The following is a 26,889-nucleotide window of genomic DNA, read 5'->3' on the forward strand; positions in this document are numbered from 1 at the left end:
TTGGCGTGCGCGGCTAGCGTCCTGCGCTAGGGTTAGGTGCAGGATGCAGGCATCACTTCACAAGAGAATGGAAGCATGGACGGTACTTCTGCAAGCCCCCAGCCGTTGAACGCACAACAGCGTTCGGCGCATATCCGCGAGGTGGTGATGGCCGAGGGCGTGCGCTTGCGCCAGCGGCACCCCTGGTTGTTGCATCAGGACGCCCTGGGCGTCGGCATCCTGGCCTTTGCCCTGCTGGGCATGCTCGGCTCGGCGGCGCTCTACATCAGCGGTCATATGGCTTGGTGGGTGTGTCTGCTGCTCAATGCCTTCTTCGCCTCGCTCACCCACGAGCTGGAACACGACCTGATTCACAGCATGTACTTTCGCAAACAGCGCGTGCCCCACAATTTGATGATGGGCCTGGTGTGGCTGGCGCGCCCGAGCACCATCAACCCGTGGATACGCCGGCATCTGCACCTCAACCATCACAAGGTCTCGGGCACCGAGGCCGACATGGAAGAGCGCGCGATCACCAACGGCGAACCCTGGGGCATCGCGCGGTTGCTGATGGTGGGGGACAACATGATGTCGGCCTTGGTCCGCCTGTTGCGCGCCAAGACCTGGCCGCACAGGGTCAGCATCCTCAAGCGCGTGCTGCTGGTGTACGCACCGCTGGCCTTGCTGCATTGGGGCGCGTGGTACGTCTTCCTGGGCTTTCATGCCGCCAATGGCATTGCCAGTTTGATGGGCGCGCCCATTCAGTGGTCAGCCGGTACCTTGCAGGTGATGCAGGTGATCGATATCGCTGCGGTGGTGATCATCGGCCCGAATGTGTTGCGCACCTTCTGCCTGCACTTTGTCAGCTCCAACATGCACTACTACGGCGATGTGGAGCTGGGCAATGTGATCCAGCAGACCCAAGTGCTGAACCCTTGGTGGCTGTGGCCGTTGCAGGCGTTCTGCTTCAACTTCGGCAGCACCCACGGCATCCATCACTTTGTGGTGAAAGAACCGTTCTACATCCGCCAGATGACCGCCAAGGTGGCGCACAAGGTCATGGCCGAGATGGGGGTGCGCTTCAATGATTTGGGCACGTTTGCGCGAGCCAATCGCCTGGAGCCCCAGGAACACACGCGCACTGAGCTCTCTTTCAGCAAGCAATGAACGCCAATGGCAGGTCGCGGATCTGTTCGCGCACCGGCGGTTGGTAATGGTCGTCGCTGGTTAATTCGTGCAGCAGCTCTTCGCGTAGCTGGTGGAATTCAAAACTGCTGCGCTGGCGCGGATGGGGCAGAGCGATGTCCACCACTTGCTTGATGCGCCCGGGTCGCGGCTCCATCACCACCACGCGATCGGCGAGGAAAATCGCCTCTTCCACATCGTGGGTCACCAGTACCGTGGTGATCCTGGCGCGGGCACGAATCGCCAGCAGTTCGTCCTGCATCTGCTGGCGCGTCAGTGCATCCAGGGCGCCGAAGGGTTCGTCCAGCAACAGGATGCGCGGGCTGGCCACCAGGCCGCGGGCAATCGCCACCCGTTGTGCCATGCCGCCGGAGAGTTGGTGCGGGTAGGCGCGGGTGAAGTCGGTAAGGCCCACCAGCTCGATAAAATCATTGATGCGCCGCGTGCGCTCGGCCTCGCTCAACGGCTCGTTGACCAGGCCCAGGCCGATGTTTTGCGCCACGGTCAGCCATGGGAACAGGCGGTGCTCCTGGAACACAATGCCGCGCTCGCCGCCGATGCCGCTGACGGCGTTGCCGTCCACCCGGATCTCGCCGCGATACTGCGTATCGAGCCCCACCAACAGGCGCAGCAGGGTGGACTTGCCGCAACCGCTGGCGCCGACAATCGCGACGAATTCCCCTTCGGCCACCTCCAGGTTGAATTCGCGGATGGCTTCCAGTTCGAAGCCATCGACGTCGAAGGACTTGCCCACATGGTTGAAGCTGACAATCGGTGCGTTCATGCGTGTCTCCAGCGAGTGGCGCGGGTTTCGAGGCGTTGGCCGAGCAGGTTGAGTGTGGCACCGGTGAGGCCGACCAGCAGCATGCCGCTCATGATCAGGTCCATGCGCAGCAGCTGTTGGGCGCCGATCATCAGGCTGCCGATGCCGCCATTGGAGGGCATGAAATATTCGGCGCCGAGGGTGCCCATCCACGCGTAGATCAGGCTCAGGCGCAGGCCGGCGAAAATCCCCGACGCAGCGCCCGGTAGTACCAGGCGGCGCAGGCGTTGCCAGAGGTTCAGGCGCAGCACCCGCGCGGCTTCGCGCAACTGGGGCGACAAGTTGAGCACGCTGCGCTGGGTGGCGATAAACAACGGGAAGAAAGCGGCGAGGGCGATAAACACCCACTTGGCCAACTCACCCAGGCCGAACCAGGCGGTCAGCAGCGGCACCCAGGCAAAAATCGCAATCTGACGCAGCGCGGACAAGGTTGGGCCGAACAGTCGCTCACTGCGACGCGACAACCCCAGCCACAACCCCAGGGCAAAGCCCAGGCTGCCGCCCAGCAGCAACCCGCCCAGGGCCCGGCCAAGGCTTTTGCCCAGCGCCGTAGTCAGGCTGCCATCCAGCACGCCCGCCACGCTGGTTTGCAGCACCGCCCAGGGGCTGACCAGAATGTTTGGATCGACCCAATCCTGCTGAGTCGCTACTTGCCATAACGCCAATAGCAGCAGCGGCAACAGCCAGGGTTGCAAGCGCTGCCAGCCTTCGTAGCGTGGCCCGCGTCGAATCTGCGCAGTGGCCGGATGGGGCCAGTGCACCCACTTGCGGTCCAGCCAGCCGATGCCGCGGTCCATCACCACACCCAGCATGCCAATGACCACGATGCACACGAAGACGATATCGAGCATGAACAACTGGCGCGCCCACACCATCAGGTAGCCGATGCCTTCGCTGGAGGCCAGCAGCTCCACGGCCAGCAGGGAGGTCCAGCCGGCCCCCAGGGCCAGGCGCACGCCGGCCATGAACGCCGGTAATGCGGCGGGCAGGACCAGGCGGCGGATCAGCAAGTGGCCAGGCAGGCGCAGTACACGGGCGGCTTCGCGCAGGTTGGGTTGGGCGTCGCGCACGCCAACCAGGGTATGCAGGGTCACGGGCACCACGATGGCCTTGACCAGCACCACCAGCTTGAGGGTTTCGCCAATGCCGAAAAACACCATGAACAGCGGGATCCAGGCCAGCGTCGGCACTTGCGCCAGGGCGCTGAAGGTCGGGAATACCAATCGCTCGGCGCGCGCACTGAAACCCAGGAACGCGCCCAGTATCGCGCCGGCACTGATACCGGCCAGCAGGCCCCAGAACAAGCGCTGCAAGCTGATCGCCAGGTGGCTCCATAACTCGCCACCGGCCAACTCCACCGCACTGCTCCAGACCAGGGCGGGGGTGGGCAGAATCTGCTCGCTCATCCAATGATTGCGGCTGGCCAGCCACCATAAGGCAAACAGTGTGAACGGCAGCAGCCATGGCAATAAACCCTGGTCCAGCTGTGGCCAGCGCGGCGCGACGCCTTTGGACGGGGCCGACAGCGGCAGGCTCAGAAGTGAAATCCGGGCCATGGAAGACCTCCGAATGCGTTATGTGATTTCGATCTTAAAAAATCGTGATCAAGATGATTGCGAGATAAGAAAAGTCATTTAAAGCCTCACGCCGCTACGCATCCAATGCATTCGAAGAATATTTTCGATGCTGTTTGTGCATATCCCTCTGGAGCCTGCGTGTTAACTCGCATAGTCCTAAAAGCTATTAAATTGTGAAGTTATAGTATTTAAAGTTTTGTTCAGCCTGTGCCTACTTTTTGCTCCCCAGGCGACCGTCGCCCACCAGGAGCTGCGCTTATGAAACTGCCCTTTAAACGTCTGATCAGCCTGTTCGCCGGCACTGCCCTGGCCGGGTTGGTGCATGCCGCCGACCTCAAGGAAATCCGCATCGCCGTGCCCGACCTCAGTGCCGGCAGCCAGCACAGTGGCGGTGGCATTACCGACGTGTTGCGTGAACAGCAGATCTTCGAAAAAGCCTTTGCCGACCAAGGCATCAAGATCCAGTGGAATTACTTCAAGGGCGCCGGCCCCGTGATCAACGAAGCCTTCGCCAACGGCCAGGTAGACCTGGCCTATCTGGGCGACCTGGCGGCGATCATCGGCCGCTCCAATGGCCTGGATACGCGGCTGCTCAGCGCCTCCGCACGGGGAGTGAAGCATTACCTCGGCGTGGTGCCGGGCTCCGGCATCAAGACCCTGCAAGACCTCAAGGGCAAGCGCGTGGCGGTGTTCCGTGGCACGGCCAGCCAGTTGTCGTTCGACAGCGCATTGGCCAGCCAGGGTTTGAGCGAGAAGGACCTGAAGGTGATCAACCTGGACTTCAATGCGGCCGCTGCCGCCCTGGCCGCCAAGCAGATTGACGCCACCTGGGGCGGTTCCACGCTGACGGCGTTGCAGGCCAAAGGCTTGGCAGAGATACCGCTGACCACCAAGGACCTGGGCGATGCCGGCAGCATCCAGGCCGTGCTGGTGGGCAGCGCCAAATTCGTCGATGAACACCCAGACGCCGTGGCCACGTTGCTCAAGGCCCAGCAGCAAGCGGTGCAGTGGTTGACCGATGACAACAACAAACAGGCGTACATCGCGCTGGTGTCTGGGCTGGCCAGTTACCCGCCGGTGATCCTCACCAATGATTTGAAAGACCAGAAACTCAGCGAAGTTTTCCCCTCCACGCTGGACCCGGTGTTCCTTGGCAAATTGCAGGATGCGGTGGACCTGGCGTCCAGGGAGAAGTTGATTCGCAAGTCGTTTCAGGTGAGTGATTGGGTGGCGCCGGGGTTGGTGGCGGCGGGGCTCTGAGCTTGTCGGTGCCTGGGCTATCGCTATCGCAGGCAAGCCAGCTCCCACACTAGAATGTGTTCGCCGCTCAAATGTGGGAGCTGGCTTGCCTGCGATGAGGCCCGTCAAACCGCCACACTTACCGGCTGACTATCCACCTCCACCAAGGTCTCGATCATCGCCTTCGCCGCCGGCGACAACCGCGACCCGGTGCGGCTGACAATCCCGCAGCGCGCACTCATTGTCTCCATGTGCTGCGGCAAGTTGCGCCAGTGCAGCAGCACCAGCGCCCCCCTGGCAATGTCCTCGGCAAAGGCCTCTTCAGTACCGACACCGATGGCATTGGTTTGCAGCACGATGCTCACCAGTGCCGGGAAGTGCTCGGTCTGGATGCTCGGTGAAAAATCCATACGCCCACTCAGGTTCGCCAACAGTTTGCGAATGCCTTGGGAGATCAGTGGCGCCGCCAGCGGGTAGTCGAACATGTCGTTGGTGGACAGGCTGTCCTTGGCCAGCAAGGGGTGGCCAGGGCGGCAGAAAAACACCCCGCGTTTGGGGGTGAGTGCGCGGGTCTGGAAATTCGGGTCGGCCTCGAACTGGCGGATGTCGGCGATAAAGAATTCGATCTCTTCACGGCTCAGGCGGCGGCTGAGGGTTTCCCAGTTATCCACCTGAAACGTGGTGCGTATTTTCGGGTGCGCGTTGATAAACCGCGCCACGGCATCCGGCACCAGTTTCACGGCGGGCGCCGGGCCGCAGCCGAAACGCAGGTCGCCGGCGTCCAGCTTGGTCATGCGCGTCACTTCACTGCTCAGCAGCGCTGCGCCATGCACCAGGCTCAGGGCGTGCTGCAACACCACCTGGCCTTCCGGCGTGGGGCGCAAGTCCTTGTGGCCACGGTCTACGAGCACGCAACCGAACTCCTGTTCCAGCCCCTGGATGCTGCGGCTGAACGCTGGTTGGGTGATGCCCATCGCGTCCGCGGCACGCACGAAACTGCGGTGTTCGTTGAGGGCGATGAAGTAGCGCAGTTGGCGAAGATCCATATGCTTTCCCGGCATTTTAAAAATAGGTCGAAGGCATTTGCGACCCGGCAAGCTGAGGTTTTAAATGCAAGCTCTTATTCCGTCAACGAAGCATTCATTCATTTGCTAGACCTAAATCGCATATGAATAGAGCGTTGCTGGAAGCGTCCCCCCACCGTTTCGCAGGCACATGAGGGTCATCACAATGAGCAACGCCGCATTAGCCGTTCAACCCATCGCCCACGCACTCGATATTCACCCGGTAGCCGGGCGGATCGGTGCCGAGATCCGTGGCATTAAACTGTCCGGTGAGCTGGATGCCGCCACCGTCGAGGCCATCCAGCAGGCGCTGGTGCAGTACAAGGTGATTTTCTTTCGCGAGCAGGCCCACCTTGATGATCAGAGCCAGGAAGCTTTTGCTCACCTGCTCGGCGAGCCGATTGCCCACCCCACGGTGCCGGTGCGGGACGGCACGCGGTTCCTGATGGAGTTGGATGGCACCCGTGGACAGCGCGCCAACTCCTGGCACACCGACGTGACTTTCGTCGATGCGTACCCAAAGGCCTCGATCCTGCGTTCGGTGCTGGCGCCTGCGTCCGGCGGCGACACCGTATGGGCCAACACCGCCGCTGCCTACAACGACCTCAGCGCGGAGCTGCGCGCACTGGCTGACCACCTCTGGGCGGTGCACAGCAACGAATACGACTATGCCGCCCGCAAGCCGGACGTGGCGGTGGAGAAGCTTGAGGAGTACCGCAAAGTGTTCACCTCCACGGTGTACGAAACCGAACACCCGGTGGTACGTGTGCACCCGGTCAGCGGTGAGAAAACCCTGCTGCTGGGGCACTTCGTCAAACGCCTGAAAGGCTACTCCCAGGCAGAGTCGGCGCAGTTGTTCAACCTGCTGCAAGGCCACGTCACCCGCCTGGAAAACACCGTGCGCTGGCGCTGGAACACCGGTGACGTGGCGATCTGGGATAACCGCGCCACCCAGCATTACGCGGTGGACGACTACGGCACCCAGGAGCGCATCGTGCGGCGGGTTACGCTCAAAGGGGATGTGCCGGTGGGCGTGCAGGGGCAATCAAGCAAAACCACTAAAGGTCTCTAAGCCGGGTGAAGATTAAAAATGTGGGAGCGGGCTTGCTCGCGAATGCAGTGGGTCAGTTGATGAATTCGTCGACTGACACTGCGCATTCGCGAGTAAGCCCGCACACATTTGGTTTGTGGTGTTTACCAGACCCCGATCTTCACCACTTTCTCTGCCTCTGGCTCACCATAACGAAACCACTGCCCACGCAGTTCAACTTCCGTGTGGCTGATGGTGGTACGCCGCTTCAACCCGCGTAGCCAGTCGAACAGATAGCCCAAGTGAGTTTCGCGCACCTCGGCATAGGCCGGATCGCTGCCCAGGTCGTGCAGTTCTTGCGGGTCGTTTTCCAGGTCGAACAGTTGAGGGCGAAAGCTGTCGTACGCCAGATACTTCCAGCGCTCGCTGCGCACCATGGTCATGCGGCAACGGTCGATGGGTTGCTCCAGGCGCTCGCGAGCGGGGGCCTGGAAGGCGTAGTCGTATTCGGCAATGGCATAGCGGCGCCAGGCGGGTTGCGCGCCGTGCAGCAATGGAATCAATGAGCGGCCTTCCAGGCGATGGTCGGCGGCGGGCAAGCCCAAGGCGTCGAGGAAGGTGGGCAAGGCGTCGATGGTTTCCACCAGGCGCTCGTCCACGGTGCCACGGCTGATATCGGCGCTGGCACGCGGGTCGCGCACGATCAACGGAATACCCACCGCAGGCTCCAGCAAGAATTCTTTTTCACCGAGGAAGTGATCGCCGAGAAAGTCGCCATGGTCGCTGGTAAACACGATCAGCGTGTCGTCCCAGCGGTCAGTGCCTTGCAGAAAGTCGAACAGCCGCCCGAGTTGATCATCGATCTGTTTGATCAGCCCCATGTAGGTGGGAATCACCGTGAGGCGCACCTCGTCACGGGAAAAGTTCTGGCTCTCCTGGTGTTGGCGAAATGCCTGGTACACCGGATGGTCGCTGGTGTGTTCCGGTTGAATCGGCGCCTGCACATGCTCGGCGCCGTACAACGCGTGATAAGGCGCCGGCGCGATGTAGGGCCAGTGCGGTTTGATATACGACAGGTGCAGGCACCACGGCTGTTCACCTTGCTCGTCGATAAAGTCGATGGCGCGGTCGGTGGTGTAGACCGTCTCCGAATGCTCTTCGGCCACACGTGCGGGTTTGCCGGCGTTGCGCATGTGCCAGCCGCTGAGCACTTCGCCGTTCTCACCTTCGGCGGCGTTGGCCCATTCATGCCAGGGGTTGCGGCCGCTGTAGCCGTGATCGCGCAAGTACTGGGTGTAGGGCGCGGACTCGCGCTTATCGTCGAACAGCGGGCTGTCGGGGTAGATGCCGTCGTGACGCAGATACGCGTCGAAGCCGACCTCGTTGAGCGGCTCGGCCTGGGCACTGTCGGGGTCGATCTGCAGGCGCTGCAAGGCCTCAAGGTTCGGCGTGGCGTGGGTCTTGCCCACCAGTGCGGTGCGGATACCGTGGGGGCGCAGGTAGTCGCCGATCGTCAGCTCTTCGAGCGGCAGCGGTACCGCGTTCCATGCCACTTGATGGCTGCTGACATAGCGCCCGGTGTAGGCCGACATACGCGATGGGCCGCAAATCGTGCCCTGGGTGTAGGCACGGCTGAAACGCACACCGGCGGCGGCCAGGCGGTCGATATTTGGCGTGTGCAGATGGGCATGGCCGTAGCAGGACAGGTAGTCGCGGCGCAGTTGGTCGCACATGATGTAGAGCACGTTGCGCACGGGTTTTGGTTCAGACATGGGGGTTTACCGGACGGAGGACAGAAGCGTTTTTTCGCCGTTCGCAGGGGGGGCTGGCAAGTGCATTTGAGGTCTGGATTTTATGCAGGGAATGCATGGGTGTGGCTGCTGGCGCTATCGCAGGCAAGCCAGCTCCCACAGGGGATTGCATTTCAAATGGGGAAGCCGGCCCGCCAGCCGACGCCCACCTACCTGACACTCCGCGATCCAACTGTGGGAGCTGGCTTGCCTGCGATGGCGGCCGGCCAGCCGACACTCATCTACCTGACGCCCCACGATCAACCTGTGGGAGCTGGCTTGCCTGCGATGACGGCCAGCCAGCCGACACTCATCTACCTGACACTCCACGATCAAATTGTGGGAGCGGGCTTGCTCGCGAAGGCGGCCTGACAGCTGACCGGGATGTTGGATCAGACCGAGTACATATCCGTTATTTAGGTAACGGCCACTTAGGGTTCCGCCCTGACGGCGGGTCACTTTGGAAAAGAGCCCCAAAGTAACCAAAGGGCTCTTGCCCCACCACTCGGCACCTCGCTTGGGCTCGGTGTGCCCGTAATCCGCCAGTGATTTGGGGGGCCGCCGCCACGCGCCATCCATGGCGCGGGGCGGCTAAACCGGCATCCCTGCCGGTTTACCCCCCCAAATCCCTGTCGAATTCCGGCCAGCGTGGTTTAACGGGGCGCCTGAGATCAAGATCACAAGCAGATCAAGATCAAGAGCGGCTCGCTTCGCATCGTGGTTAGCGTTGGCTTACCCGGCGAATGACCTGATGTGAGCGGCCAGTTCTGCCAGCGCTGTATCGTCTGCCCTGGCAGCGTCATGAGAGGAGACATAACCTTCATAACGCTCAAAATATTTGTCCTGGGTCGAGCTGATTTTTTTGAAGGCGCTATCTTCCCCGGTGCCGTGCATCGGGAATAATTTGGCGTGCAGATGATCGACGCCATAACCCTCCAGAATCATGCCCGTTCTGGCGACACCCTTTAGCGCGTTGTCCAAAAGCGTCGCCGTCTTCTTGGCTGCGATGACTAAGTCGCACAGCACGGTGTCCGGTTCGGCAAACGCATAGCTGCCGTGATGGGTTTTGGGGATAACGACACTGAACCCCCGGGTGTTGGGAAATATGGAGAGAAAGGCCATGTGGGTCTGGTCTTCCCATAGGAGATGGGCGGGAGCAGTACCGCGGGCAATGCTGCAAAAGATACAGTCCATCAAACGCGCTTCCTCGTGCGGGTCAAAAGGTCATAGACCCTCTTGTAGGTGATCTTTGTTATCTAATGATGACTTCACGCAAGTGACGGGCAGCCGCTAGTCAGACCGCAATATTTTCCAACGCATAAGCATCCTCGTCTCTCTCATCTATCTCCTTGATCTGCTCAATCATCGCCTGCGCCAACGGCGACAACCGATACCCCGCGCGGCTGACGATCCCGTAGCGGGTGTAGCGCTCCTCCAGGTTTTCGTCCAATCCCTCAATCTGCAAACACACCAGTTCGCCGCGTGCCATGTGCAGCACGTCGCTGTTGGCGCTGACGATGCCGATGGCGTCCGAGCGCAGTACCACGCCCATGAGGCTGTAACCGTTTTCGCATTCCACATTGGGCTGGTAATCCGGCTGGCCGCTGAGGTCGACGATGACTTTGCGCAGGTTCGGCGGGCGGATGGTTACCGCCAGCGGGTAGCTCATCAGCTCGGCGGCGCTGACGCTGTTACGCGTGGCCAAGGGGTGGCCGGCGCGGCAGCAGAAGTGCCAACGGCGCGGGCGCAGGCGGTGGGTGTGGTAGTCGGGGTTGGCTTCGAAGTGGCGGGTGTCGGCGACGAAGAATTCGAACTCTTCGCTGAGCAGCCGCTTGCCCAGGCTTTGCCAGTCATCCACCTGGAACTGCACGCGGGCCTTGGGGTAGCGCCCGATAAAACTGCCGATGGCACGTGGGACTAACCCAGCTGCCGGCGCCGGGCCGCAACCGAAACGCAGTTCGCCGGCTTCCAGGCCATTGAACTGGCTGATTTCGTTGGCCAGTTGTTGTGCGCCGCTGACCAGGCGGCGTGCATGTTCGAGCAGCACCTGGCCTTGCTTGGTGGGCGCCAGGTCTTTGCGGCCACGGTCCACCAGTTGGCAGCCGGCACTGTGCTCAAGGGCCTGGATGCTGCGGCTGAACGCCGACTGCGACAGGTTCACCGCTGCGGCTGCCGCGACGAAACTGCGCTGTTCGGCGAGGGCGATGAAGTGGCGAAGCTGGCGCAGGTCGATATGCATTTTTCACATCAAAAATATCCGGGAAATGCATTGGCTATGCATTACGTCGACTCCTTATAAAGGCTATCTCTTATGCAGTAAATGTTCGTAAAAACATAAATAAATAACCTTTGGGAATATGAGGCGACGAGTATTCCGGGGTTCTGGAGCCGCTTATGAGTCTGTTCAAGTCCTTGCCCCTGGCTATGTTGGTGGCCGGCGGTACCAGTTGGTCGCCGGCCCAGGCCGCTGAAACATCCGCACCTGCCGGCGAGGGCGAGCGCGCCAGTGGCCAATTGGAAACCGTCACGGTGACCGCCCGGCGGCGGACCGAAAGTGCCCAGGCCGTGCCGACGCCCATGAGCGTGGTCGGCGGCCAGGCCCTGGAAACCCAGCGGGTGTACCGCATCCAGGATTTGCAGCAACTGGTGCCCAGCGTCAACGTCGCCTACATGCATGCGCGCCAGTCCAGCGTGTCGATCCGCGGCCTGGGTAACAACCCGGCCAGCGACGGCCTGGAAGGCAGCGTGGGGCTGTATATCGACAACGTCTACCTGGGGCGCCCGGGCATGGCGGTGTTCGATCTGATGGACATCGAGCAGCTTGAGGTTTTGCGCGGCCCCCAGGGCACGTTGTTCGGCAAGAACACCACCGCTGGCGTGATCAATATCAGCACCCGCGCGCCGAGCTTTACCCCGGAGCGCAGTATCGAAACCTCCCTGGGCGAGGACGGTTATTTCCAGACCAAGGGCACGATTTCCGGCCCCCTGACCGATGACCTCGCGGGGCGTTTCTCGGCCTATCGCACGCGCAGCGACGGCGACATCAAGAATGAACACGACGGCCATGATCTGAACGGCGGCTCACGCCAGGGCTTTCGCGGGCAACTGCTGTACAAGCCCAGCGAGGCCTTCAACCTGCGCTGGATCGGCGACTACAACGAAGAAGACTCCAGCGCCGGCACCCGCGTGCTGTACAGCACCGGGCCGACCATCAATGGCACCAACCTGTATCAATCCCGGGCCAACGCGGCGGGCGCCACCTTGGTGGACGGCACCCATCGCAAGGTCAACCTGGACAACGACCAGCACGTCACGGTGTTCCAGGGCGGTACGTCGCTGGAAGCCAATTGGACGCTGCCCAGCGACTTCACCCTGACCTCGGTGAGTTCCTACCGCTGGTGGAATTTCACCCCGCGCAACGATGACGGCCTCAACGTACCGGCGTCGTATAACGCCGGGGTTTCGGTGGAAGATAAGCAGTGGTCCCAGGAGTTTCGCTTGGCGTCGCCCAGCGGTGGTTTCTTCGATTACGTGCTCGGCGCTTACTACTTCGGCTCCGACCTGGATAACAAATCCTTTGCCTACTATGGGCCCAAGGCTGATATCTGGAACGGCACGCCTGCCGGTGCGTTGAGCAATGTGAGCAGTGTGGGCAACGGGCATATCCGCACCGACAGCTTCGCGCTGTTCGCCCAAGGCACCTGGCACCTGACCGAGCGCCTGGATTTCACCGCCGGTGTGCGCGGCACCTACGAAGAGAAAAGCGCCTGGGTCACGCGCAATGCGCCAGTCGGTGGCGCGGCGGTCAGCGGTGCTGCCGCCACGGCGCGGCGTGGGCGTACCGGGGCCTATGATTCGGGCGACCTTTCGCAATACAGCGCCACGCCGTCGGGGCTGCTCAATCTCAGTTATCACTTCAACGAAAACCTGCTGGGCTACGCGACGCTGTCCCATGGCGAGAAGTCTGGCGGTGTGAACCTGGCGGTGGGGTCTGCGCCAACAGCCGGGGCCGACTCGCTGCTGATCGGCACCGAGCGCGCCAACAACGCCGAGCTGGGCTTCAAGAGCACGTTGTGGGACCGCCGCCTGCAGCTCAATGCCAACCTGTTCTGGACCCAGGTCAACGGCTACCAGACCAACGCCTACGACCAGGACAACCGCGTGCAGTACCTGACCAACGCCGGCTCGGTGCGCTCGCGGGGTGTGGAAGTGGAAAGCACCCTGGTGCCGATCAAGGGCCTGACCCTGAACATCAACGGCTCCTTCAACGACGTGACGTACCTGTCTTACAAGGATGCGCCATGCCCGCCGGAAACCAGCCTGCGTCCCGGTGCGCCGGCGTCCTGCGACTTGAGCGGCCATCAGGTGGTGGGCGCCTCCAAGTGGATCGCCAACGCCAACGGCGAGTACAAGTGGAACCTGGCGAACGGCTTCGAACCTTACGTCACCGCCAGCTACGCGTTCCGTTCCAAGGCGGTGGGCACGGTGGAAGATTCCGACTACGGGCAGATCCCGGCTTATGCGGTGGTCAACCTGTCGACCGGCCTGCGCGGCGACTATGACCAGGGGCAGTGGGATGTGTCGCTGTGGCTGAAAAACGCCTTCGACAAAACCTACTACACCACCCTGTGGACCGGCGGTAACGGCGGTTACGAGGGCCTGCTGGGCACGCCGCGCACCCTAGGCGTGACTGGGCGCTACGATTTCTAGGTCGGTGCGATAGGTGGCCGGGCTGAACACCCGCGTCACCAGCAGCATCGCCACCACCGTCACCGTCAGCACCACCCAGGCACTGACAAAGTGGCCGGTAAGCTCGCGCAGCCAGCCGGTCAGCCATGGCGAAATCGCATTGATCAAAAAGCCCACGCCTTGTACGAACGCCGCCAGTTGCCCGGCTTGGCGAGGGTCGCGATGGTGGTCGAGGGTCAGCAGCAGGCTCAGGGCGAAGCAGGCCCCCAGGCCGAAGCCGCACAAGGCCACCCACAGGTGAGGATATTCCTGTGGCGCGATGATCAGGCCCAGGTAACCGATGGTTTGCGCCAACAGGCTGATGCTGAGCAATGGGCGGCGGTCGATACCGCGTTGCGCCAGCACCGGCATCAGCAGGGCGGCAGTCACCTGAAAAATCGTCATGAACGCCAGCAATGAACCGCTGGGCAGCACGCCCCAGCCCAGTTGCTGATAGTAGGCGGGCAGCCACGCCACCATGCTCATATAGCCGCAATTGACCAGGCCGAAATACAGCGCCAGCAGCCAGGCGCGCCGGTTGCGCAAGCCCTTGAACGCAGGCGCCTGCTGTGGGTTTCGCGCCGCGCCCAGCGGCAGCCAGGCCCACAGCAGCAACGCCCCCAGCGCTGGCAAGAGCCATACACCCAAGCCCGCCTGCCATTGCTCGAAATGCGTGGCCACCACTGGGCTGAGCAGCGCCGCCAGCCCACCGCCGGCCATCAGCGAAGCCGAGTACACCCCCATCGCCACCGGCACGCGGTGATGGAATTCGCGCTTGATCATCGCCGGCACCAACGCCTGGATCAGCGCCACGCCTGCGCCGCCGAGCAGCGCAGTGACCAGCAGCGCCGAAGCCTGGCCCATCAACCAGCGCGCCAGGCACGCCAGCAGAATCATCAACAAGCCCAGGGCGATGCCGCGCCGCTCGCCCAGGCGAGCCTCCACGCGCACGCCCACCAGTGCCACCAACCCCATGCAGATCACCGGCAGGCTGGTGAGCAAGGCACTGCTCTGGAAGCTCAAGCCGGTGGCCTGGCGAATCTCACCGAGCAAGGGGCTGATGGAGCTGAGGATGGGGCGCAGGTTCAGGCCAAGCACCACCAGCAGGCCCCAGCCGGCAAGTCGTCCGGCGAGTGTCGAGTTCAGCGTCATGGCAGGCAGGGTCCGGGTGGGCAAATGAGGGATGAGTATGGCGAGGCGCCAAGGTATGCTGAAATTAAATATAACCATGCCAACCAGTGGCAAACGCAATGGTGATAAGTGTGTTCGATCCTGTGTTGTTGCGCAGCTTTGTCGCCGTGGTGGACTGCGGCAATTTCACCCGCGCCGCCGAGCGCCTGCATTTGACCCAGTCTACCGTCAGCCAGCAGATCCGCCGCCTGGAAGACGCGGTGACGTGCCAGTTGCTCGATCGCGACCAGCGCCGTGTGGTGCCCACCACTGAGGGTGAACGTCTGCTCGCCTATGCGCGGCGCATTCTGGCGCTGCATGAAGAAGCCGCCGATGTGCTGATCAACCAGCAAAGCGACGGCGTGTTGCGCCTCGGCGTGCCGGAGGACTTTGCTGCCGAGCGCCTGATGCCGCTGCTTTCGGCGTTCGTCGTGGCTTATCCACGGGTTCGACTGGAAGTCACCAGCGGGCTGGGCCCTGAATTGCAGCGTCAGTATCGGGGCGGCGAGTTTGACGTGTTGCTGGTCAAGCAGATGGGCGACAGCGACGACTGTGTAGCGTCGTGGCCCGAGCCCTTGTATTGGGTCGACAGCCTCAGCACGCCGGCGCTGGGCCGTGATCCTTTACCGCTGGTGGCTTTCCCGGTAGGCGGCCTGTATCGCAATGACATGCTGCACCATCTTGAGCGTGCCGGCTGGCGTTGGCGCATCGGCTATTCCAGCGCCAGCCTGGCCAGTGTGTGTTCGGCGGTGGCGGCGGGGTTGGGCATCAGTTTATTGCCGGAACGGGTGTTGCAACCGGGCCATCGCATACTCGGCCCGGAGAGTGGCCTGCCGCCGGTACACGGCGTGCGATTAGCCTTGTATGGCCGCAGTGGCCTCGGCGCGGCGGGCCAGACATTGCTGAGCGAATTGCTCGCGTTATGCGCTGGAAACCCGCACTGACCCATACCTTTGCCGAATATTTTGTATGCCTTCAAAGCATCGAAAAATAACGCCTGGGCGCCAGGCCACGGTGGACGTGGGCTAGCGCCGCATGGCCTTCATGGTTATTCAATTTTGATCTATGTATAACTTTAAAGATTACTTTAAGAGATAAGGGTCTGGCCCCGATGATTCAGCCCTAGACGGCCCTGCCTACAGGCCCGTCGGTTTTCAAAGCCGCAGGGAGTGAATCAATGGGCAATGTCCAGACCGCCGCCAGTGCACACGAGGCGCTGTGGCGCCAGGCACCGAGTGGTGAGTTGGTCGACCTTGGCCGGCCGCACCGCGCGCCGTTGGGGCAATTGCGTTTGCAGCAGACCCCGAAGCGTTTCTCCAGCCGCCGTGAAGGCATCCTGCTGGGGCTGCTGGTGTTGGCGTTGCATGGCGCGGTGATCTATTGGGTAAGTCAGAAGCCCACCCCGGTGCTGCCGATTGTGCCGCCGCAAATTCCGCCGATGACCATCGAGTTTTCCCAGCCGGCACCGCCGGTGGTTGAGCCGCCACCGCCAGCACCGCCGCCCGTGCTCGAGCCACCACCGCCGCCGGTGGTGGATGAGTTGGCCGCCAAGCCGGCGCCGCCCAAACCGGCTCCCAAACCCAAGCCCGCGCCTAAACCTGCGCCCAAGCCTGTACCCAAAGCGGTCGAGCCGCCGCCAGTGCCAACACCACCGACGCCAGCTCCAGCCGCTACGCCAGTGCCTGTGGCGCCCGCCCCGGTGACACCCGCGTCGGCCAACGCCGCGTACCTGAAGAACCCGGCGCCGGAGTACCCGTCACTGGCTCAGCGTCGCGGTTGGGAAGGCACGGTGTTGCTGCGGGTGCAGGTGCTGGCCAGCGGTAAACCGGGTGAGATCCAGGTGCAAAAAAGCAGCGGTCGCCAGCAGTTGGATGACGCGGCATTGGCTGCGGTGAAGCGCTGGAGTTTTGTGCCGGCCAAGCAGGGCGATGTGGCCCAGAACGGCTGGGTGAGCGTGCCCATCGATTTCAAGATTCATTAATTATTCAGCGGCGCAGAGGGAAAACATCATGGCATTGGCATCTCCACTTGAATCCATCGAAAGCGCGGTGATCTGGCTGTTGGTGGCCTTTTCGGTCGCTACCTGGGGCCTGGCCTTGCTCAAGGGCGTGCAGTTCGGTCGCCTCAAGGCCCAGGATCGCAAGTTTCACACCCAGTTCTGGGCGGCATCGAGCCTCGATGCCGCCGCAGAACTTGCCGAAACCCAGCCCGGCGCCGCCGCACATGTGGCCCAGGCCGGTTATGCGGCGATCCAGGTGGGTGACGCCAGCCATGCTGCGGATTTGAGCCAGGCAATCAACCATCAAGACCGCCTCGAACGCGCCCTGCGCCAGCAGATCGTGCGTGAGCGTCGCTCTCTGGAAACCGGCCTGGCCGTAGTCGCCAGTATCGGCAGCACCTCGCCGTTTATCGGTCTGTTTGGCACCGTGTGGGGCATCATGGAAGCGCTGAAGGGGATCAGCGCCGCCGGGTCCGCCAGCCTGGAAACGGTGGCGGGGCCCATCGGCGCAGCGTTGGTCGCGACCGGGGTGGGGATCGCCGTCGCGGTGCCGGCGGTGCTGGTCTACAACTACTTCCTGCGTCGCCTGAAGCTGACGGCGGCCGACCTGGATGACTTTGCCCACGACTTCTACAGCCTGGCGCAGAAAAATTCGTTCCGCGTGCTGCTGCATCCTACGTTGGCCAAGGCCAGCGCCGGCAGCCCGCAGAAAGTGAAGGAGGCGTCCTGAATGGCCTTCTCCACGCAAGACAGTGATGAGGTGCTGAGCGAGATCAACGTCACGCCGCTGGTGGACGTGATGCTGGTGTTGCTGGTGGTGTTTATCGTCACCGCGCCGCTGTTGACCAACTCCATCCCGATCAACCTGCCCAAAACCCAGGCCGTGGCGCCGGTTGAGCAGAAAGACCCGCTGGTGGTGAGCATCGACGGCGCTGGCAAGGTGTTTATCAACAAGGACGCCATCGAGCCGGACCTGCTGGAATTCAACCTGCAGGCGGCCAAGGCCAAGGACCCCGAGGTGCGGGTGCAACTGCAGGCTGATGATGGGGTGAATTACGGCGAAGTGGCGCGGGCGATGGCGTCGATCGAGCGCGCGGGTATTACCAAATTGTCGGTGATTACCGCACGTTAGTTTCAAAAAGTCTCGACAGTTTTTGGGCCGCTTTCCTTGGCAGGGTGCGGCCTTTTTTTATTTAAGCATTACGTATTTACAGATGTTGCGTAGGAAAAGAATTTACATGTTTACGAGCGTGCAATTTTCGCTGGCATGCTTATGCTGGTCGGCGCATGGAGTGATTCAATTAATGGAGTAAGTGCATGTCTATACGATTTCCCGTTCAGCTGGTAAATACGCTCGTTAATTCACCAGTCGTCGTTAAAAAGCCAGAAGAACAGCCTCCGGCAGTGGCACCTTCAATATCTCGCCCGTCAGGCATCCAACATCCGTCGGCCTGTAAACTACCAAGCCCGGCTGATTACCAGAGAAAAAATAGCGCATTGCAAAGTGTTAGGGAAAATAGTGTTGCCCGAACGGAGAATAATGGAGGTTCGGTGCTGAAGAAGAACGCCAATTTAGAATCCTACGTCGCTAAGCATTCCGCCGATTTCGTGTCCCCCGAAAAAGAAATTTCAGCTATTTTATCCGCAAAGATCAAACAGCAGTGGGGGGTAGATGTTGATCCTGACAAGACCTATTTGGTGACATTTAAAAATGATAGCGAAGATGAAAATGCGGTGGTGGAAAAGATCACCTTGACGCAAGCCGCTTTGAAAAACCGGCAGGATGTGACGATAGAAGATAATGAAGGCTGGTTTGTAAAAATTGCCAAATACTTTTCACCAGTCGTTTATGTTTACAATAAAATTGACGGTTGGGTGCAGGAAGCAAACAGTCGACAAGGTATTTATCGAGAACCCAGCGCTCCGGGTACTGGGCCTTTCAATGCCGACACCCGTGTGTCCATACCGGTTGATGACTTCAAGGCGTTAGTCTGGGACACCGACCGTACCCAGCTTTACAAGAAAACGCTGGATGGGTTCTGGGACAAGCACACGGACTCCTATGCGGCTTTGAGTAAGATCTCCTTTGTCAAAGCCATCCATCTACAGCGCCTGGAGGGAACCCTGGGTCCTGCGGAGGCGGCACTCGCCCAGCGTGCGTTGGGGCCTGTTGCGCAAAAGGACTGGTCTGAGCTGACGGTGCAGGACTTTAAAGCGTCTGCCACGAAGGACCCGGACCTGGATATCGGCCTGCTGAACATCAATGGGTTTCAGTCGACCGATTTGATGTGCGTGACCGACCGGAAAACCCAGCTGACATTGCTTTACATCCCAGGCAATTCCTCGCCGATACATCGTTTCGATAATCCGCAACAAATGAAAAAGTGGCTGGCCCAGCAAGCCATTGACCCCGTTAAGCGCGAAGCGCTGTTGATGCATTTTTCTCTCAGCGACCAGGCCAAGAGGTCATTTTCGGACGGGGTTCGCCAATCCCTGGAAGGCATGGCAAGTTGGTCCGAAGCCCAGGCGCCCGACAGTTCATTCTTTGACAGAATCAACGATTGGATACCGGATCGCTACATTACGGTCGACCCGGTGAACAGCGATCCTTTCGAAACCGTCAAGGTTCGACAAAAGGCGCGGTCGTATTCTGATGCGCAGAATGCGATCGTCAGTGACAGTGACTACACCAAGAACAAAGTCCTGCAGGGCGTGGAAGAGGCCACAAAGGTTGCCATGTTCATGACACCGCTGGCGTTGGTGATGCCGGAGGTGGCGGTAGCGCTGGATGTGTTCTTCCTGGCTGCCGGGGCCACCCAGACAGGTATCGGCATTGACGATGCCGTCGAAGGTAAGGCGACAGCTTCTGACCGTATCGTTTTTGGGGTATTGAACGCTGTACCGCCGTTAGTCACCCATGCGGGAGCACCGCTTGCGAAGGTGCTGACAGAGCGGATTCCCGGCGGGGCGATGGCCTCGCAGGTTGATGTTGCAGCCCAGGCGCCTACTCAAGTGAATGACCAAGGCCGCCCGTTCTTCAATCCGCCACGACATGTCAACGGGCGTATTGGGTACCCGATGAGTCCCGTTTCGTCTCCGGCGATCCTCGATGAGGTCACGGTTCCTATGGACGGTGTGTATCAATTGCTCTCTGAAGATTACATGGTTCATGTGGGTCGATACGGCACCAAAGTCACGTATGACGTTGAGGCGCGCCTTTGGCGTGGGCTGGGTGAGAATGGCCAAGTCGATGATGTGTTTTATTGGCGTAACGGTGGAGGGCGATGGCAGGCTGGCTCTAAAGCCGAAGCGATTGCAGGGAGCAAAAACGCGCCGGCCTCAATGATCAATAAAACGTTCAAGTTACCGCCGTTGCCTTCGCTGCCGTCCGGTGCGACAGAAGTGCCAAAGGTGATTCACTATTTCTGGGCCGGCAACGAAATGCCGGAACATTTAATTGAAAACATTATTGAGAACTCCAGGAAAAGTCCTGGGTATAAGTCGATTGTTCATGTCGATGCGAATGACGCAAGTGCATTTGATAAAATCAAGTCCGCTCTCGATCACAGAGTGGGTGGGCTTGAAGTGCATGATTTGAAAGAGGATGAGGCCTTTCGAGAATTGAATGCCGGTAAGTACGCTGAAATGTATCAATATTTTCGTTCCGGGCAAGGGCAGAATTTATCGGCCTCATCGGATGTAATGCGCGTAGCGTTGATGAAAAAATACGGTGGTATTTATCTGGATACGGACGATGCGCTGGCGTTTAATGTAGGAGACGTCACGCTCAGTGCTACGCCCAATGATATCTTGATGAACTCGCCTGTGACGTATGAACCAACGGACTTCAAGGGGTTCAACACAAGTAACTTTGCAACTCAGCCTGGCAATCCTCTATTCGATAAGATTTTGGAGGAGTCGTATCAACGGTATAAAAGCAACGAGTCGTGGTTTGGCACTCATCGTCCTTTCCTTAAGGAAACGTCAACCGCCGCAGAACAGCAAGCCTATAAAGAGTATGAAACAAAAATATTTGAAGTCACCGGGCCTAGACTGTTTGGCGACGTATTGGCGCAGGAAAAATACGGGTTCTTTCCGTTTGTTGATGATATAACGGAACTCTTGAATGCACGTCTACTGCTTCCTGAAAACTATGGAAAGAAGTACGTGCAAGTCCGAGATTATTATATGCCGATGAATCATAAGTTTGGGGTCACTATCGGCGCCGAGCACTCTATGCATCATTCGCGTTGAGTCAGCAGAGCGCCAGGCGCCGGTAGTAGTAACTTGCCGATATCCCATTGACTGATCGCGCTCAGCCACAGCCATCGCCCCTTTGCACCTGTGTGTCGTAACCGGGGCGATGGTCGGACCCATTTAAAATGGTAATTCGATATGGTTATTAATAAATTCCTTTTTATTCCTTATTTGATTGTTGGGTGGCCCCTATACTGGTCAGCAACGTTAAACGCTGCAGGAGGGCACACCCATGCACAGCGAGTCGATTCGTTATCTGATCGTGCCGGGCTGGCAAGGATCGCCAGAAGATCATTGGCAAACCCATTGGCAGAACAGCTTGCCCAACAGCGCTCGGGTGGAACAGGCCGATTGGCTGACGCCGCGTCGCGAGGACTGGGTTGCCGCACTGGCCGAGGCCATCGCTGCCGACAGCACGCCGGTCATCCTGATCGCCCATAGCCTGGGTTGCATCACCGTGGCCCACTGGGCGGCCACCGCTCCCGTGCACTTCTTGCGGCAGGTACGCGGTGCGTTGCTGGTGGCACCGGCGGATGTCGAGCGCCCTGCGTGTGCGCCCGCCCTGCGTAACTTCGCACCGATCCCTACCGATTTGTTGCCGTTCCCCAGCCAAGTGGTCAGCTCCGACAACGACAGTGCCGTGAGCGCCCCCAGGGCGTTGGAACTGGCGCGTCAGTGGGGCGCCGAAGCCGGCATCTTATCGGGCGCCGGGCATATCAATGTGAAGTCCGGCCACCGGCGCTGGGAGCAAGGGTTTGCTTACCTCTATCGCCTGCAACATCGCCTCGAGCATCACGCTCGGCGCAGCGCCTAATATTTTTTCAACGCCCCGTCCCTGTGTGGATTGGGGCGGGAGCCTGCCATGAGTCTGCATGAAACCTTCGGCCAGCCGCTGCTGACCTTTCCCGATGCTGAAAAAAGCCCGTTGAGCATCCGCGCCAAGGCGCTGGTGTTTGTCGACCCACGTTCACGCCAACTGCGGGAAGAGTTGGAAAGCCTGGCGCCGCGCGCTTTACCCGTATTGATTCGCGGTGAAACCGGCAGCGGTAAAGAGTTGCTGGCGCGGCACATCCACCGTGGCAGTGACCGTACTGGCCTGTTTGTCTCGGTCAACTGTGGCGCCATCAGCCCCACCTATGCCGATGCCGAGTTGTTCGGTTATGCCGCTGGCAGTCATAGCGGGGCTGCAAGCAGCCGGGCGGGTTGGTTCGGCTCGGCCAATGGCGGCACCTTGTACCTGGATGAAATTGGGGACTTGCCGCTGCCGATCCAGGTGAAATTGCTCGCGGCCCTGGAAAACCACGAAGTCACCCGCGTCGGTGCCCATCAGCCCAGCCCGGTGGATGTGCGCCTGGTGGCCGCCACCAGCATCGACCTGGCCCAGGCGGTGGCCGTGGGCAAGTTTCACGAGCGCCTGTTCCATTATTTGAGCGAGGGTCGGTTGGACCTGCCGGCGCTGCGCGAGCGGGTGGGCGATATTTTGTCCCTGGCCGAATATTTCCTCGGCATCTACAGCCAGCGCCTGGACCTGCCGGTGCCGCTGATCAGCGACGCCGCCCAGCAGGTGCTGGAACAACACACGTGGCCGGGCAATACCCGTGAACTGGAGAACGTCATTCACTTTGCCTTGCTGGTGAGCAGTGGCGATGAAATCTTGCCCGGGCATTTGAACTTGCCGGTGGCGGGTTCGCCGCTGGAGCAAGTGCGACGAATTTTTGCCAGCGCCAGCCCAGCCGAGAAAGAATCAGTGCGTAAATTCCTGTATGAGCAAAATGGAATATCAACGTGAATAAAAGATATTGTTCGGGAATAAAAAATCTAGGTATTGTCCTTCCCACGCCGCGATAGCACTTCGCTGGCACCTCACATAAAAACGGTCGTTAGAAGGACATTGCATGAAAAAGGTTCTGTTGTTTACCGCTCTGGCGGCTGCCCTGACTGCCGGCTTCGCCCAGGCCAACGAGAAACTGGTGGTGGCCGCTACGCCGATCCCGCACGCCGAAATCCTCGAGCTGATCAAGCCGACCCTCGCCAAGGAAGGTGTGGACCTGCAGATCAAAGTCTTTACCGACTACGTACAGCCGAACGTGCAAGTCGCTGAGAAACGCCTGGACGCCAACTACTTCCAGACCCTGCCGTACCTGGAAAACTTCAACAAGGGCAAGGGCACCAACCTGATTACCGTGGTGGGCGTGCACGTTGAACCCTTCGGCGGCTACTCGAAAAAGATCAAGAAAATCGAAGATCTGAAAGACGGCGCCACCGTGGCGATTCCGAACGAAGGCTCCAACAGCGGCCGTGCCCTGTTGCTGCTGCAAAAGGCCGGGGTGATCACCCTGAAAGACCCGACCAACGCCCTGGCCACGCCGAAAGACATTGCCAGCAACCCGAAGAACCTGAAGTTCAAAGAGCTGGAGTCGGCCCTGTTGCCACGGGTGCTGGACCAGGTTGACCTCGACCTGATCAACACCAACTATGCCCTGGAAGCTGGCCTGAACCCGGCCAAGGACGCGTTGATCATCGAAGACGCCAAATCACCTTACGTAAACTTCCTGGTGGCCCGTCCGGACAACAAGGACAGCGATGCTATCCAGAAGCTGGCCAAGGCCCTGACCAGCCCGGAAGTCAAAGCTTTCATCGAGAAGAAGTACAACGGCGCGGTGGTGCCAGCGTTCTGATGTAAGCCAAAACCCTCTTCAAAGTTTCAACGCCGACGGCTTCTCCAGCGTCGGCGTTTTTTTGCTCGTTCCCACGCTCCGCGTGGGAACGTCTCCTGTGACGCTCTGCGTCACGACTTAAGAGCAGACGCAGAGCGTCCTGGGCTGCATTCCCACGCAGAGCGTGGGAACGATCGAAGGCAAGCCAGCTCCCACAGAGGTTAGGTTTTCGAGTGATATCAATATGCTATTTCGGTATTTAAACTTTGGTTTTTATACCTTTAAAGTTCGCGCTAGCTGACGTTATCCACGTCGGCACGGACTGCGCTCGCGGCATTACCCATGCGGCGATATGGACTGCACATGACCTTCGATTTCGCTTTTATCCTCAGCACCCTCCCGGCGTTTCTCAAGGCCGTGGGTGTGACGCTGCAAGTCGGCTTGATCGCTATTGCCACGTCTTTGCTGGTGGCGCTGATCAACGCCGCGCTGCTGGTGTTTCGCACGCCGTACCTGTCGCGCCTGGTGGCGCTGTATGTGGAACTGGCGCGTAATACGCCGCTGTTGATCCAGCTGTTTTTCGTCTACTTCGCGCTGCCGGCCCTGGGGTTCAATATTTCCGGGTTCTGGGCGGCGATTATCACCATGACCTTTCTGGGCGGCGCCTACCTCACCGAAGTGCTGCGCGCCGGTGTGGAAGCGGTGCCGCTGACGCAGATCGAGTCGGGCAAGTCCATTGGCCTGTCCGACTGGCAACTGTTGCGCCATGTGATTCTGCCTCAGGCCGGCATCCTCAGCCTGCCGGCGTTGTTCGCCAACTTCATTTTCCTGCTCAAGGAAACCACCGTGGTGTCGGCGGTGGCGGTGCCGGAGATTCTCTACACCACCAAGAGCTACATCGCCCTTTACTACAAGACCTACGAAATGCTCGCCGTGCTGACGCTGATTTGCGTGCTGTTGTTCCTGCCGTTGTCGCTGTTGCTCAGCCGCCTGGAAAGGAGGCTCCAGCATGGCCAGTTCGGGTCTTGAGTTGCTATGGGTGTCGTTGCCGCAACTGGGCAAGGGCGCTGCGCAAACCCTGTCGATTTCGTTTTTGAGCATCGCCTTCAGTACGGTGGGCGGCGTGCTCTACGGCGTGCTGCGCACCTTGAATAACAAGGCGATCAACGGCGTGCTGCGGGTTTACCTGGAACTGTTCCGTGCCATTCCGGTGCTGGTGTGGTTGTACCTGTTGTTTTTTGGCCTGCCGATCTTCTTCGGCCTGAGTATCCCGAGTTTCTGGTGCGCGGTGCTGGTGCTGTCGTTGTGGGGCGCCAGCGAGGTGGGCGAAGTGGTGCGTGGCGCGCTGCATTCGTTGCCCCGTGGCCAGCGCGAAGCGGGCCTGTCGATTGGCCTGTCCGGCCCACAGTTGTACGGCTATGTACTGCTGCCCCAGGCCCTAAAGCGCATGACGCCGCCGACCATCAACGTCTACACGCGCATCATCAAGACCAGCTCCCTGGCGGTGCTGATCGGTGTGGTGGATGTGATCAAGGTCGGCCAGCAAATCATCGAGCGCACCTACGAGTCGGTATTGATCTATGGCGCGCTGTTCCTGTTTTTCTTCTTTATCTGCTACCCGTTGTCAGCCGCCTCCAAGGTGCTGGAACGGCGCTGGGCCCAAGCATGAGCGCATTGATCGAGTTCCAGGGTTTCAACAAATTCTTCGGCGAGACGCAGGTGCTCAAGGGCATCGACCTGAGCGTGCAACGTGGCGAAGTGGTGGTGATCCTCGGCCCCAGCGGCTGTGGCAAAAGCACCTTGTTGCGCTGCCTCAATGGGTTGGAGGTTGCTCACAGCGGACACTTGCGCTTTGCAGGCATTGAGCTGCTGGATAAAACCACCGACTGGCGCCAGGTACGCCAGGACATCGGCATGGTGTTCCAGAGCTACCACCTGTTCCCGCACATGAGCGTGCTCGACAACATCCTGCTCGGCCCGCTGAAAGTGCAAAAGCGCGACCCCCGCGAGGCCCGTGAGCAGGCGGAAAAACTGCTGGAGCGCGTGGGCCTGGCCGACAAGCGCGACGCCTTCGCGCGCCAGCTTTCCGGCGGCCAGCAACAACGCATCGCCATCGTCCGTTCGTTGTGCATGAACCCCCAGGTCATGCTGTTTGACGAAGTTACCGCCGCCCTCGACCCGGAGATGGTCAAGGAAGTGCTGGAAGTGATCCAGGGCCTGGCCCGCGATGGCATGACCCTGCTGATCGTTACCCACGAAATGGCCTTCGCCCGCGCCGTCGCCGACCGCGTGGTGTTCATGGAGGCCGGTCGCATCCTCGAACACAACACCCCCGAGGCATTCTTTACGAACCCGCAAACCGCACGCGCGCAGCAGTTCCTGGAGAAGTTCTCCTTTGTTTCAACACTGCCCAAAAAGATCAAGGAACTGGAGCTGATATGAAAAAGTTACTGCTGCCACTGTTTGCCGTCGCCTTGCTGGCCGGCTGCGATAAAAAGGCCGAAGAGCCGGTAAAACCTGCGGCTGTGAGCTACATCGACAAAATCAAAGCGCGGGACAAGCTGATTGTCGGCGTGTTTACCGACAAGCCGCCCTTCGGTTTTGTGGACGAAGCTGGTCGTTATGTCGGCTTCGATACCGACATCGGCCGTCAATTCGCCAAGGACCTGTTGGGCGACGAAAACAAGGTGGAATTTGTCGCCGTGGAACCGGCCAGCCGCATTCCCTTCTTGCAAAGCGACAAGGTCGACCTGATCCTCGCCAACATGACCGTGACGCCTGAACGCAAGGAAGCGGTGGACTTCACCAACCCCAACCTGAAAGTCGCAGTGCAGGCCTTGGTGCCGAATGGCAGCGCCGTCAAAAGCCTGGATGACCTGGCAACTCGCACGACCATCGTCACCACCGGCACCACGGCGGATATCTGGCTGACCAAGAACCACCCGGACTGGAAGCTGCTCAAGTTCGAGAAGAACTCCGAGTCGCTGCAGGCATTGTCGGCTGGCCGTGGGGATGCCTATGCGCAAGACAACCTGGTGCTGTTCAGCTGGGCCAAGCAGAACCCTGGCTACCGCGTGCTGGAAGAGAAACTGGGGGATGAAGCGCCGATTGCCCCGGCGGTGAAGAAGGGCAATATCGAGCTGCGTGACTGGGTGAATGCCGAGCTGGCGAAGTTGGGCGAGGAGAAGTTTCTGCTCAAGCTTTATGACCAATATGTGCGTAAAGAACTGAGCGACGACACCAAGCCTGAGAGTGTGATTGTTGAAGGCGGTAAGTGGCAGGGCTGATTGATCAACTTGCCCTTGTAGGAGCGAGCTTGCTCGCGAAGAACGCACAGGCAACGCGGGCTACCAGATAGCGCTGCGTTATCGTTGACGTTTTTCGCGAGCAA

At 60.1% G+C, this 26,889-nt stretch carries 23 protein-coding genes; 16 read left to right on the forward strand and 7 right to left on the reverse strand.

Annotated elements, in window-relative coordinates:
* Positions 1–75 precede the first annotated feature (75 nt).
* Positions 76–1,146: a fatty acid desaturase gene (locus HU731_RS17140; protein WP_186607974.1), complete on the forward strand. Its 1,071-nt coding sequence runs from the start codon at positions 76–78 to the stop codon at positions 1,144–1,146.
* Here HU731_RS17140 and HU731_RS17145 read toward each other — a convergent pair.
* Both HU731_RS17145 and HU731_RS17150 read right to left on the reverse strand, forming a co-directional pair.
* Positions 1,133–1,948: an ABC transporter ATP-binding protein gene (locus HU731_RS17145; protein ID WP_186607975.1), complete on the reverse strand. Its 816-nt coding sequence runs from the start codon at positions 1,946–1,948 to the stop codon at positions 1,133–1,135. The two genes, HU731_RS17140 and HU731_RS17145, sit on opposite strands and share 14 nt — an antisense overlap.
* Positions 1,945–3,543: an ABC transporter permease gene (locus HU731_RS17150; RefSeq protein WP_186607976.1), complete on the reverse strand. Its 1,599-nt coding sequence runs from the start codon at positions 3,541–3,543 to the stop codon at positions 1,945–1,947. The genes HU731_RS17145 and HU731_RS17150 overlap by 4 nt, the downstream gene beginning before the upstream one ends.
* 279 nt (positions 3,544–3,822) lie before the next feature.
* Between HU731_RS17150 and HU731_RS17155 the strand changes: the two genes are divergently transcribed.
* Positions 3,823–4,824 (forward strand): ABC transporter substrate-binding protein, encoded by a 1,002-nt coding sequence (locus HU731_RS17155; RefSeq protein WP_014716431.1) that lies wholly within the window; start codon positions 3,823–3,825, stop codon positions 4,822–4,824.
* 104 nt (positions 4,825–4,928) lie between these two features.
* On the opposite strand, the gene HU731_RS17160 is transcribed toward HU731_RS17155, so the two are convergent.
* Positions 4,929–5,849 (reverse strand): LysR family transcriptional regulator, encoded by a 921-nt coding sequence (locus tag HU731_RS17160; protein WP_186607977.1) that lies wholly within the window; start codon positions 5,847–5,849, stop codon positions 4,929–4,931.
* Positions 5,850–6,033: 184 nt separating this feature from the next.
* Here HU731_RS17160 and HU731_RS17165 point away from each other — a divergent pair, with 184 nt between their 5' ends.
* Positions 6,034–6,939 carry a TauD/TfdA dioxygenase family protein gene (locus tag HU731_RS17165; RefSeq protein WP_186607978.1) on the forward strand — a complete coding sequence of 302 codons (906 nt, stop codon included), beginning with the start codon at positions 6,034–6,036 and terminating at the stop codon, positions 6,937–6,939.
* A 122-nt stretch (positions 6,940–7,061) separates the two neighbouring features.
* On the opposite strand, the gene HU731_RS17170 is transcribed toward HU731_RS17165, so the two are convergent.
* From HU731_RS17170 to HU731_RS17180, 3 genes are all read right to left on the reverse strand, one after another.
* Entirely contained in the window at positions 7,062–8,669 is a 1,608-nt protein-coding gene (locus HU731_RS17170) for an alkaline phosphatase family protein (protein ID WP_186607979.1), read from the reverse strand.
* 750 nt (positions 8,670–9,419) lie between these two features.
* Positions 9,420–9,881: an HIT family protein gene (locus tag HU731_RS17175; protein WP_186606527.1), complete on the reverse strand. Its 462-nt coding sequence runs from the start codon at positions 9,879–9,881 to the stop codon at positions 9,420–9,422.
* A gap of 100 nt (positions 9,882–9,981) precedes the next feature.
* Positions 9,982–10,926 carry a LysR family transcriptional regulator gene (locus HU731_RS17180; protein ID WP_186606360.1) on the reverse strand — a complete coding sequence of 315 codons (945 nt, stop codon included), beginning with the start codon at positions 10,924–10,926 and terminating at the stop codon, positions 9,982–9,984.
* A 155-nt stretch (positions 10,927–11,081) separates the two neighbouring features.
* Here HU731_RS17180 and HU731_RS17185 point away from each other — a divergent pair, with 155 nt between their 5' ends.
* Positions 11,082–13,397, forward strand: coding sequence for a TonB-dependent receptor (locus HU731_RS17185; protein ID WP_186606361.1), 2,316 nt, complete (start codon positions 11,082–11,084; stop codon positions 13,395–13,397).
* On the opposite strand, the gene HU731_RS17190 is transcribed toward HU731_RS17185, so the two are convergent.
* Complete coding sequence (locus HU731_RS17190; protein ID WP_186606362.1) at positions 13,368–14,567, reverse strand: CynX/NimT family MFS transporter; 1,200 nt, start codon at positions 14,565–14,567, stop codon at positions 13,368–13,370. The genes HU731_RS17185 and HU731_RS17190 overlap by 30 nt on opposite strands.
* Positions 14,568–14,677: 110 nt before the next feature.
* Here HU731_RS17190 and HU731_RS17195 point away from each other — a divergent pair, with 110 nt between their 5' ends.
* From HU731_RS17195 to HU731_RS17250, 12 genes are all read left to right on the forward strand, one after another.
* Positions 14,678–15,529, forward strand: a complete 852-nt coding sequence (locus HU731_RS17195) for a LysR family transcriptional regulator (protein ID WP_186606363.1) — start codon at positions 14,678–14,680, stop codon at positions 15,527–15,529.
* A gap of 233 nt (positions 15,530–15,762) precedes the next feature.
* A complete protein-coding gene (locus HU731_RS17200) occupies positions 15,763–16,566 on the forward strand; it encodes an energy transducer TonB (protein ID WP_186606364.1) in 804 nt (267 codons plus the stop codon).
* A gap of 25 nt (positions 16,567–16,591) precedes the next feature.
* Complete coding sequence (locus HU731_RS17205; protein WP_186606528.1) at positions 16,592–17,314, forward strand: MotA/TolQ/ExbB proton channel family protein; 723 nt, start codon at positions 16,592–16,594, stop codon at positions 17,312–17,314.
* A complete protein-coding gene (locus HU731_RS17210) occupies positions 17,315–17,716 on the forward strand; it encodes an ExbD/TolR family protein (RefSeq protein WP_186606365.1) in 402 nt (133 codons plus the stop codon).
* Between the two features lie 185 nt (positions 17,717–17,901).
* Complete coding sequence (locus HU731_RS17215) at positions 17,902–20,838, forward strand: dermonecrotic toxin domain-containing protein (RefSeq protein ID WP_186606366.1); 2,937 nt, start codon at positions 17,902–17,904, stop codon at positions 20,836–20,838.
* A 235-nt stretch (positions 20,839–21,073) separates the two neighbouring features.
* The gene (locus HU731_RS17220; RefSeq protein ID WP_034125468.1) at positions 21,074–21,655 is read left to right on the forward strand and encodes an alpha/beta hydrolase; all 582 of its coding nucleotides are present in this window, start codon (positions 21,074–21,076) and stop codon (positions 21,653–21,655) included.
* A 48-nt stretch (positions 21,656–21,703) separates the two neighbouring features.
* Positions 21,704–22,630, forward strand: coding sequence for a sigma 54-interacting transcriptional regulator (locus HU731_RS17225; RefSeq protein ID WP_186606367.1), 927 nt, complete (start codon positions 21,704–21,706; stop codon positions 22,628–22,630).
* A gap of 106 nt (positions 22,631–22,736) precedes the next feature.
* Positions 22,737–23,519 carry a MetQ/NlpA family ABC transporter substrate-binding protein gene (locus HU731_RS17230; protein WP_003187613.1) on the forward strand — a complete coding sequence of 261 codons (783 nt, stop codon included), beginning with the start codon at positions 22,737–22,739 and terminating at the stop codon, positions 23,517–23,519.
* Positions 23,520–23,861: 342 nt separating this feature from the next.
* Positions 23,862–24,527 carry an amino acid ABC transporter permease gene (locus tag HU731_RS17235; RefSeq protein ID WP_186606368.1) on the forward strand — a complete coding sequence of 222 codons (666 nt, stop codon included), beginning with the start codon at positions 23,862–23,864 and terminating at the stop codon, positions 24,525–24,527.
* Positions 24,508–25,167, forward strand: a complete 660-nt coding sequence (locus HU731_RS17240) for an amino acid ABC transporter permease (RefSeq protein ID WP_186606369.1) — start codon at positions 24,508–24,510, stop codon at positions 25,165–25,167. The genes HU731_RS17235 and HU731_RS17240 overlap by 20 nt, the downstream gene beginning before the upstream one ends.
* Positions 25,164–25,940 (forward strand): amino acid ABC transporter ATP-binding protein, encoded by a 777-nt coding sequence (locus tag HU731_RS17245; protein WP_186606370.1) that lies wholly within the window; start codon positions 25,164–25,166, stop codon positions 25,938–25,940. Before HU731_RS17240 ends, HU731_RS17245 begins: the two co-directional genes overlap by 4 nt.
* Entirely contained in the window at positions 25,937–26,785 is an 849-nt protein-coding gene (locus HU731_RS17250; protein WP_186606371.1) for a transporter substrate-binding domain-containing protein, read from the forward strand. Before HU731_RS17245 ends, HU731_RS17250 begins: the two co-directional genes overlap by 4 nt.
* Positions 26,786–26,889 lie beyond the last annotated feature (104 nt).

Origin of the sequence: Pseudomonas salmasensis (genome assembly GCF_014268375.2) — a bacterium.
Taxonomy (GTDB): domain Bacteria; phylum Pseudomonadota; class Gammaproteobacteria; order Pseudomonadales; family Pseudomonadaceae; genus Aquipseudomonas; species Aquipseudomonas salmasensis.

Bases quoted from the DNA above. Each gene is read 5' to 3' on its own strand.
- HU731_RS17140 (WP_186607974.1), top strand. From the start codon at position 76: ATGGACGGTACTTCTGCAAGCCCCCAGCCGTTGAACGCACAACAGCGT.
- HU731_RS17145 (WP_186607975.1), bottom strand. From the start codon at position 1,948: ATGAACGCACCGATTGTCAGCTTCAACCATGTGGGCAAGTCCTTCGAC.
- HU731_RS17150 (WP_186607976.1), bottom strand. From the start codon at position 3,543: ATGGCCCGGATTTCACTTCTGAGCCTGCCGCTGTCGGCCCCGTCCAAA.
- HU731_RS17155 (WP_014716431.1), top strand. From the start codon at position 3,823: ATGAAACTGCCCTTTAAACGTCTGATCAGCCTGTTCGCCGGCACTGCC.
- HU731_RS17160 (WP_186607977.1), bottom strand. From the start codon at position 5,849: ATGGATCTTCGCCAACTGCGCTACTTCATCGCCCTCAACGAACACCGC.
- HU731_RS17165 (WP_186607978.1), top strand. From the start codon at position 6,034: ATGAGCAACGCCGCATTAGCCGTTCAACCCATCGCCCACGCACTCGAT.
- HU731_RS17170 (WP_186607979.1), bottom strand. From the start codon at position 8,669: ATGTCTGAACCAAAACCCGTGCGCAACGTGCTCTACATCATGTGCGAC.
- HU731_RS17175 (WP_186606527.1), bottom strand. From the start codon at position 9,881: ATGGACTGTATCTTTTGCAGCATTGCCCGCGGTACTGCTCCCGCCCAT.
- HU731_RS17180 (WP_186606360.1), bottom strand. From the start codon at position 10,926: ATGCATATCGACCTGCGCCAGCTTCGCCACTTCATCGCCCTCGCCGAA.
- HU731_RS17185 (WP_186606361.1), top strand. From the start codon at position 11,082: ATGAGTCTGTTCAAGTCCTTGCCCCTGGCTATGTTGGTGGCCGGCGGT.
- HU731_RS17190 (WP_186606362.1), bottom strand. From the start codon at position 14,567: ATGACGCTGAACTCGACACTCGCCGGACGACTTGCCGGCTGGGGCCTG.
- HU731_RS17200 (WP_186606364.1), top strand. From the start codon at position 15,763: ATGGGCAATGTCCAGACCGCCGCCAGTGCACACGAGGCGCTGTGGCGC.
- HU731_RS17210 (WP_186606365.1), top strand. From the start codon at position 17,315: ATGGCCTTCTCCACGCAAGACAGTGATGAGGTGCTGAGCGAGATCAAC.
- HU731_RS17215 (WP_186606366.1), top strand. From the start codon at position 17,902: ATGTCTATACGATTTCCCGTTCAGCTGGTAAATACGCTCGTTAATTCA.
- HU731_RS17220 (WP_034125468.1), top strand. From the start codon at position 21,074: ATGCACAGCGAGTCGATTCGTTATCTGATCGTGCCGGGCTGGCAAGGA.
- HU731_RS17225 (WP_186606367.1), top strand. From the start codon at position 21,704: ATGAGTCTGCATGAAACCTTCGGCCAGCCGCTGCTGACCTTTCCCGAT.
- HU731_RS17230 (WP_003187613.1), top strand. From the start codon at position 22,737: ATGAAAAAGGTTCTGTTGTTTACCGCTCTGGCGGCTGCCCTGACTGCC.
- HU731_RS17235 (WP_186606368.1), top strand. From the start codon at position 23,862: ATGACCTTCGATTTCGCTTTTATCCTCAGCACCCTCCCGGCGTTTCTC.
- HU731_RS17240 (WP_186606369.1), top strand. From the start codon at position 24,508: ATGGCCAGTTCGGGTCTTGAGTTGCTATGGGTGTCGTTGCCGCAACTG.
- HU731_RS17245 (WP_186606370.1), top strand. From the start codon at position 25,164: ATGAGCGCATTGATCGAGTTCCAGGGTTTCAACAAATTCTTCGGCGAG.
- HU731_RS17250 (WP_186606371.1), top strand. From the start codon at position 25,937: ATGAAAAAGTTACTGCTGCCACTGTTTGCCGTCGCCTTGCTGGCCGGC.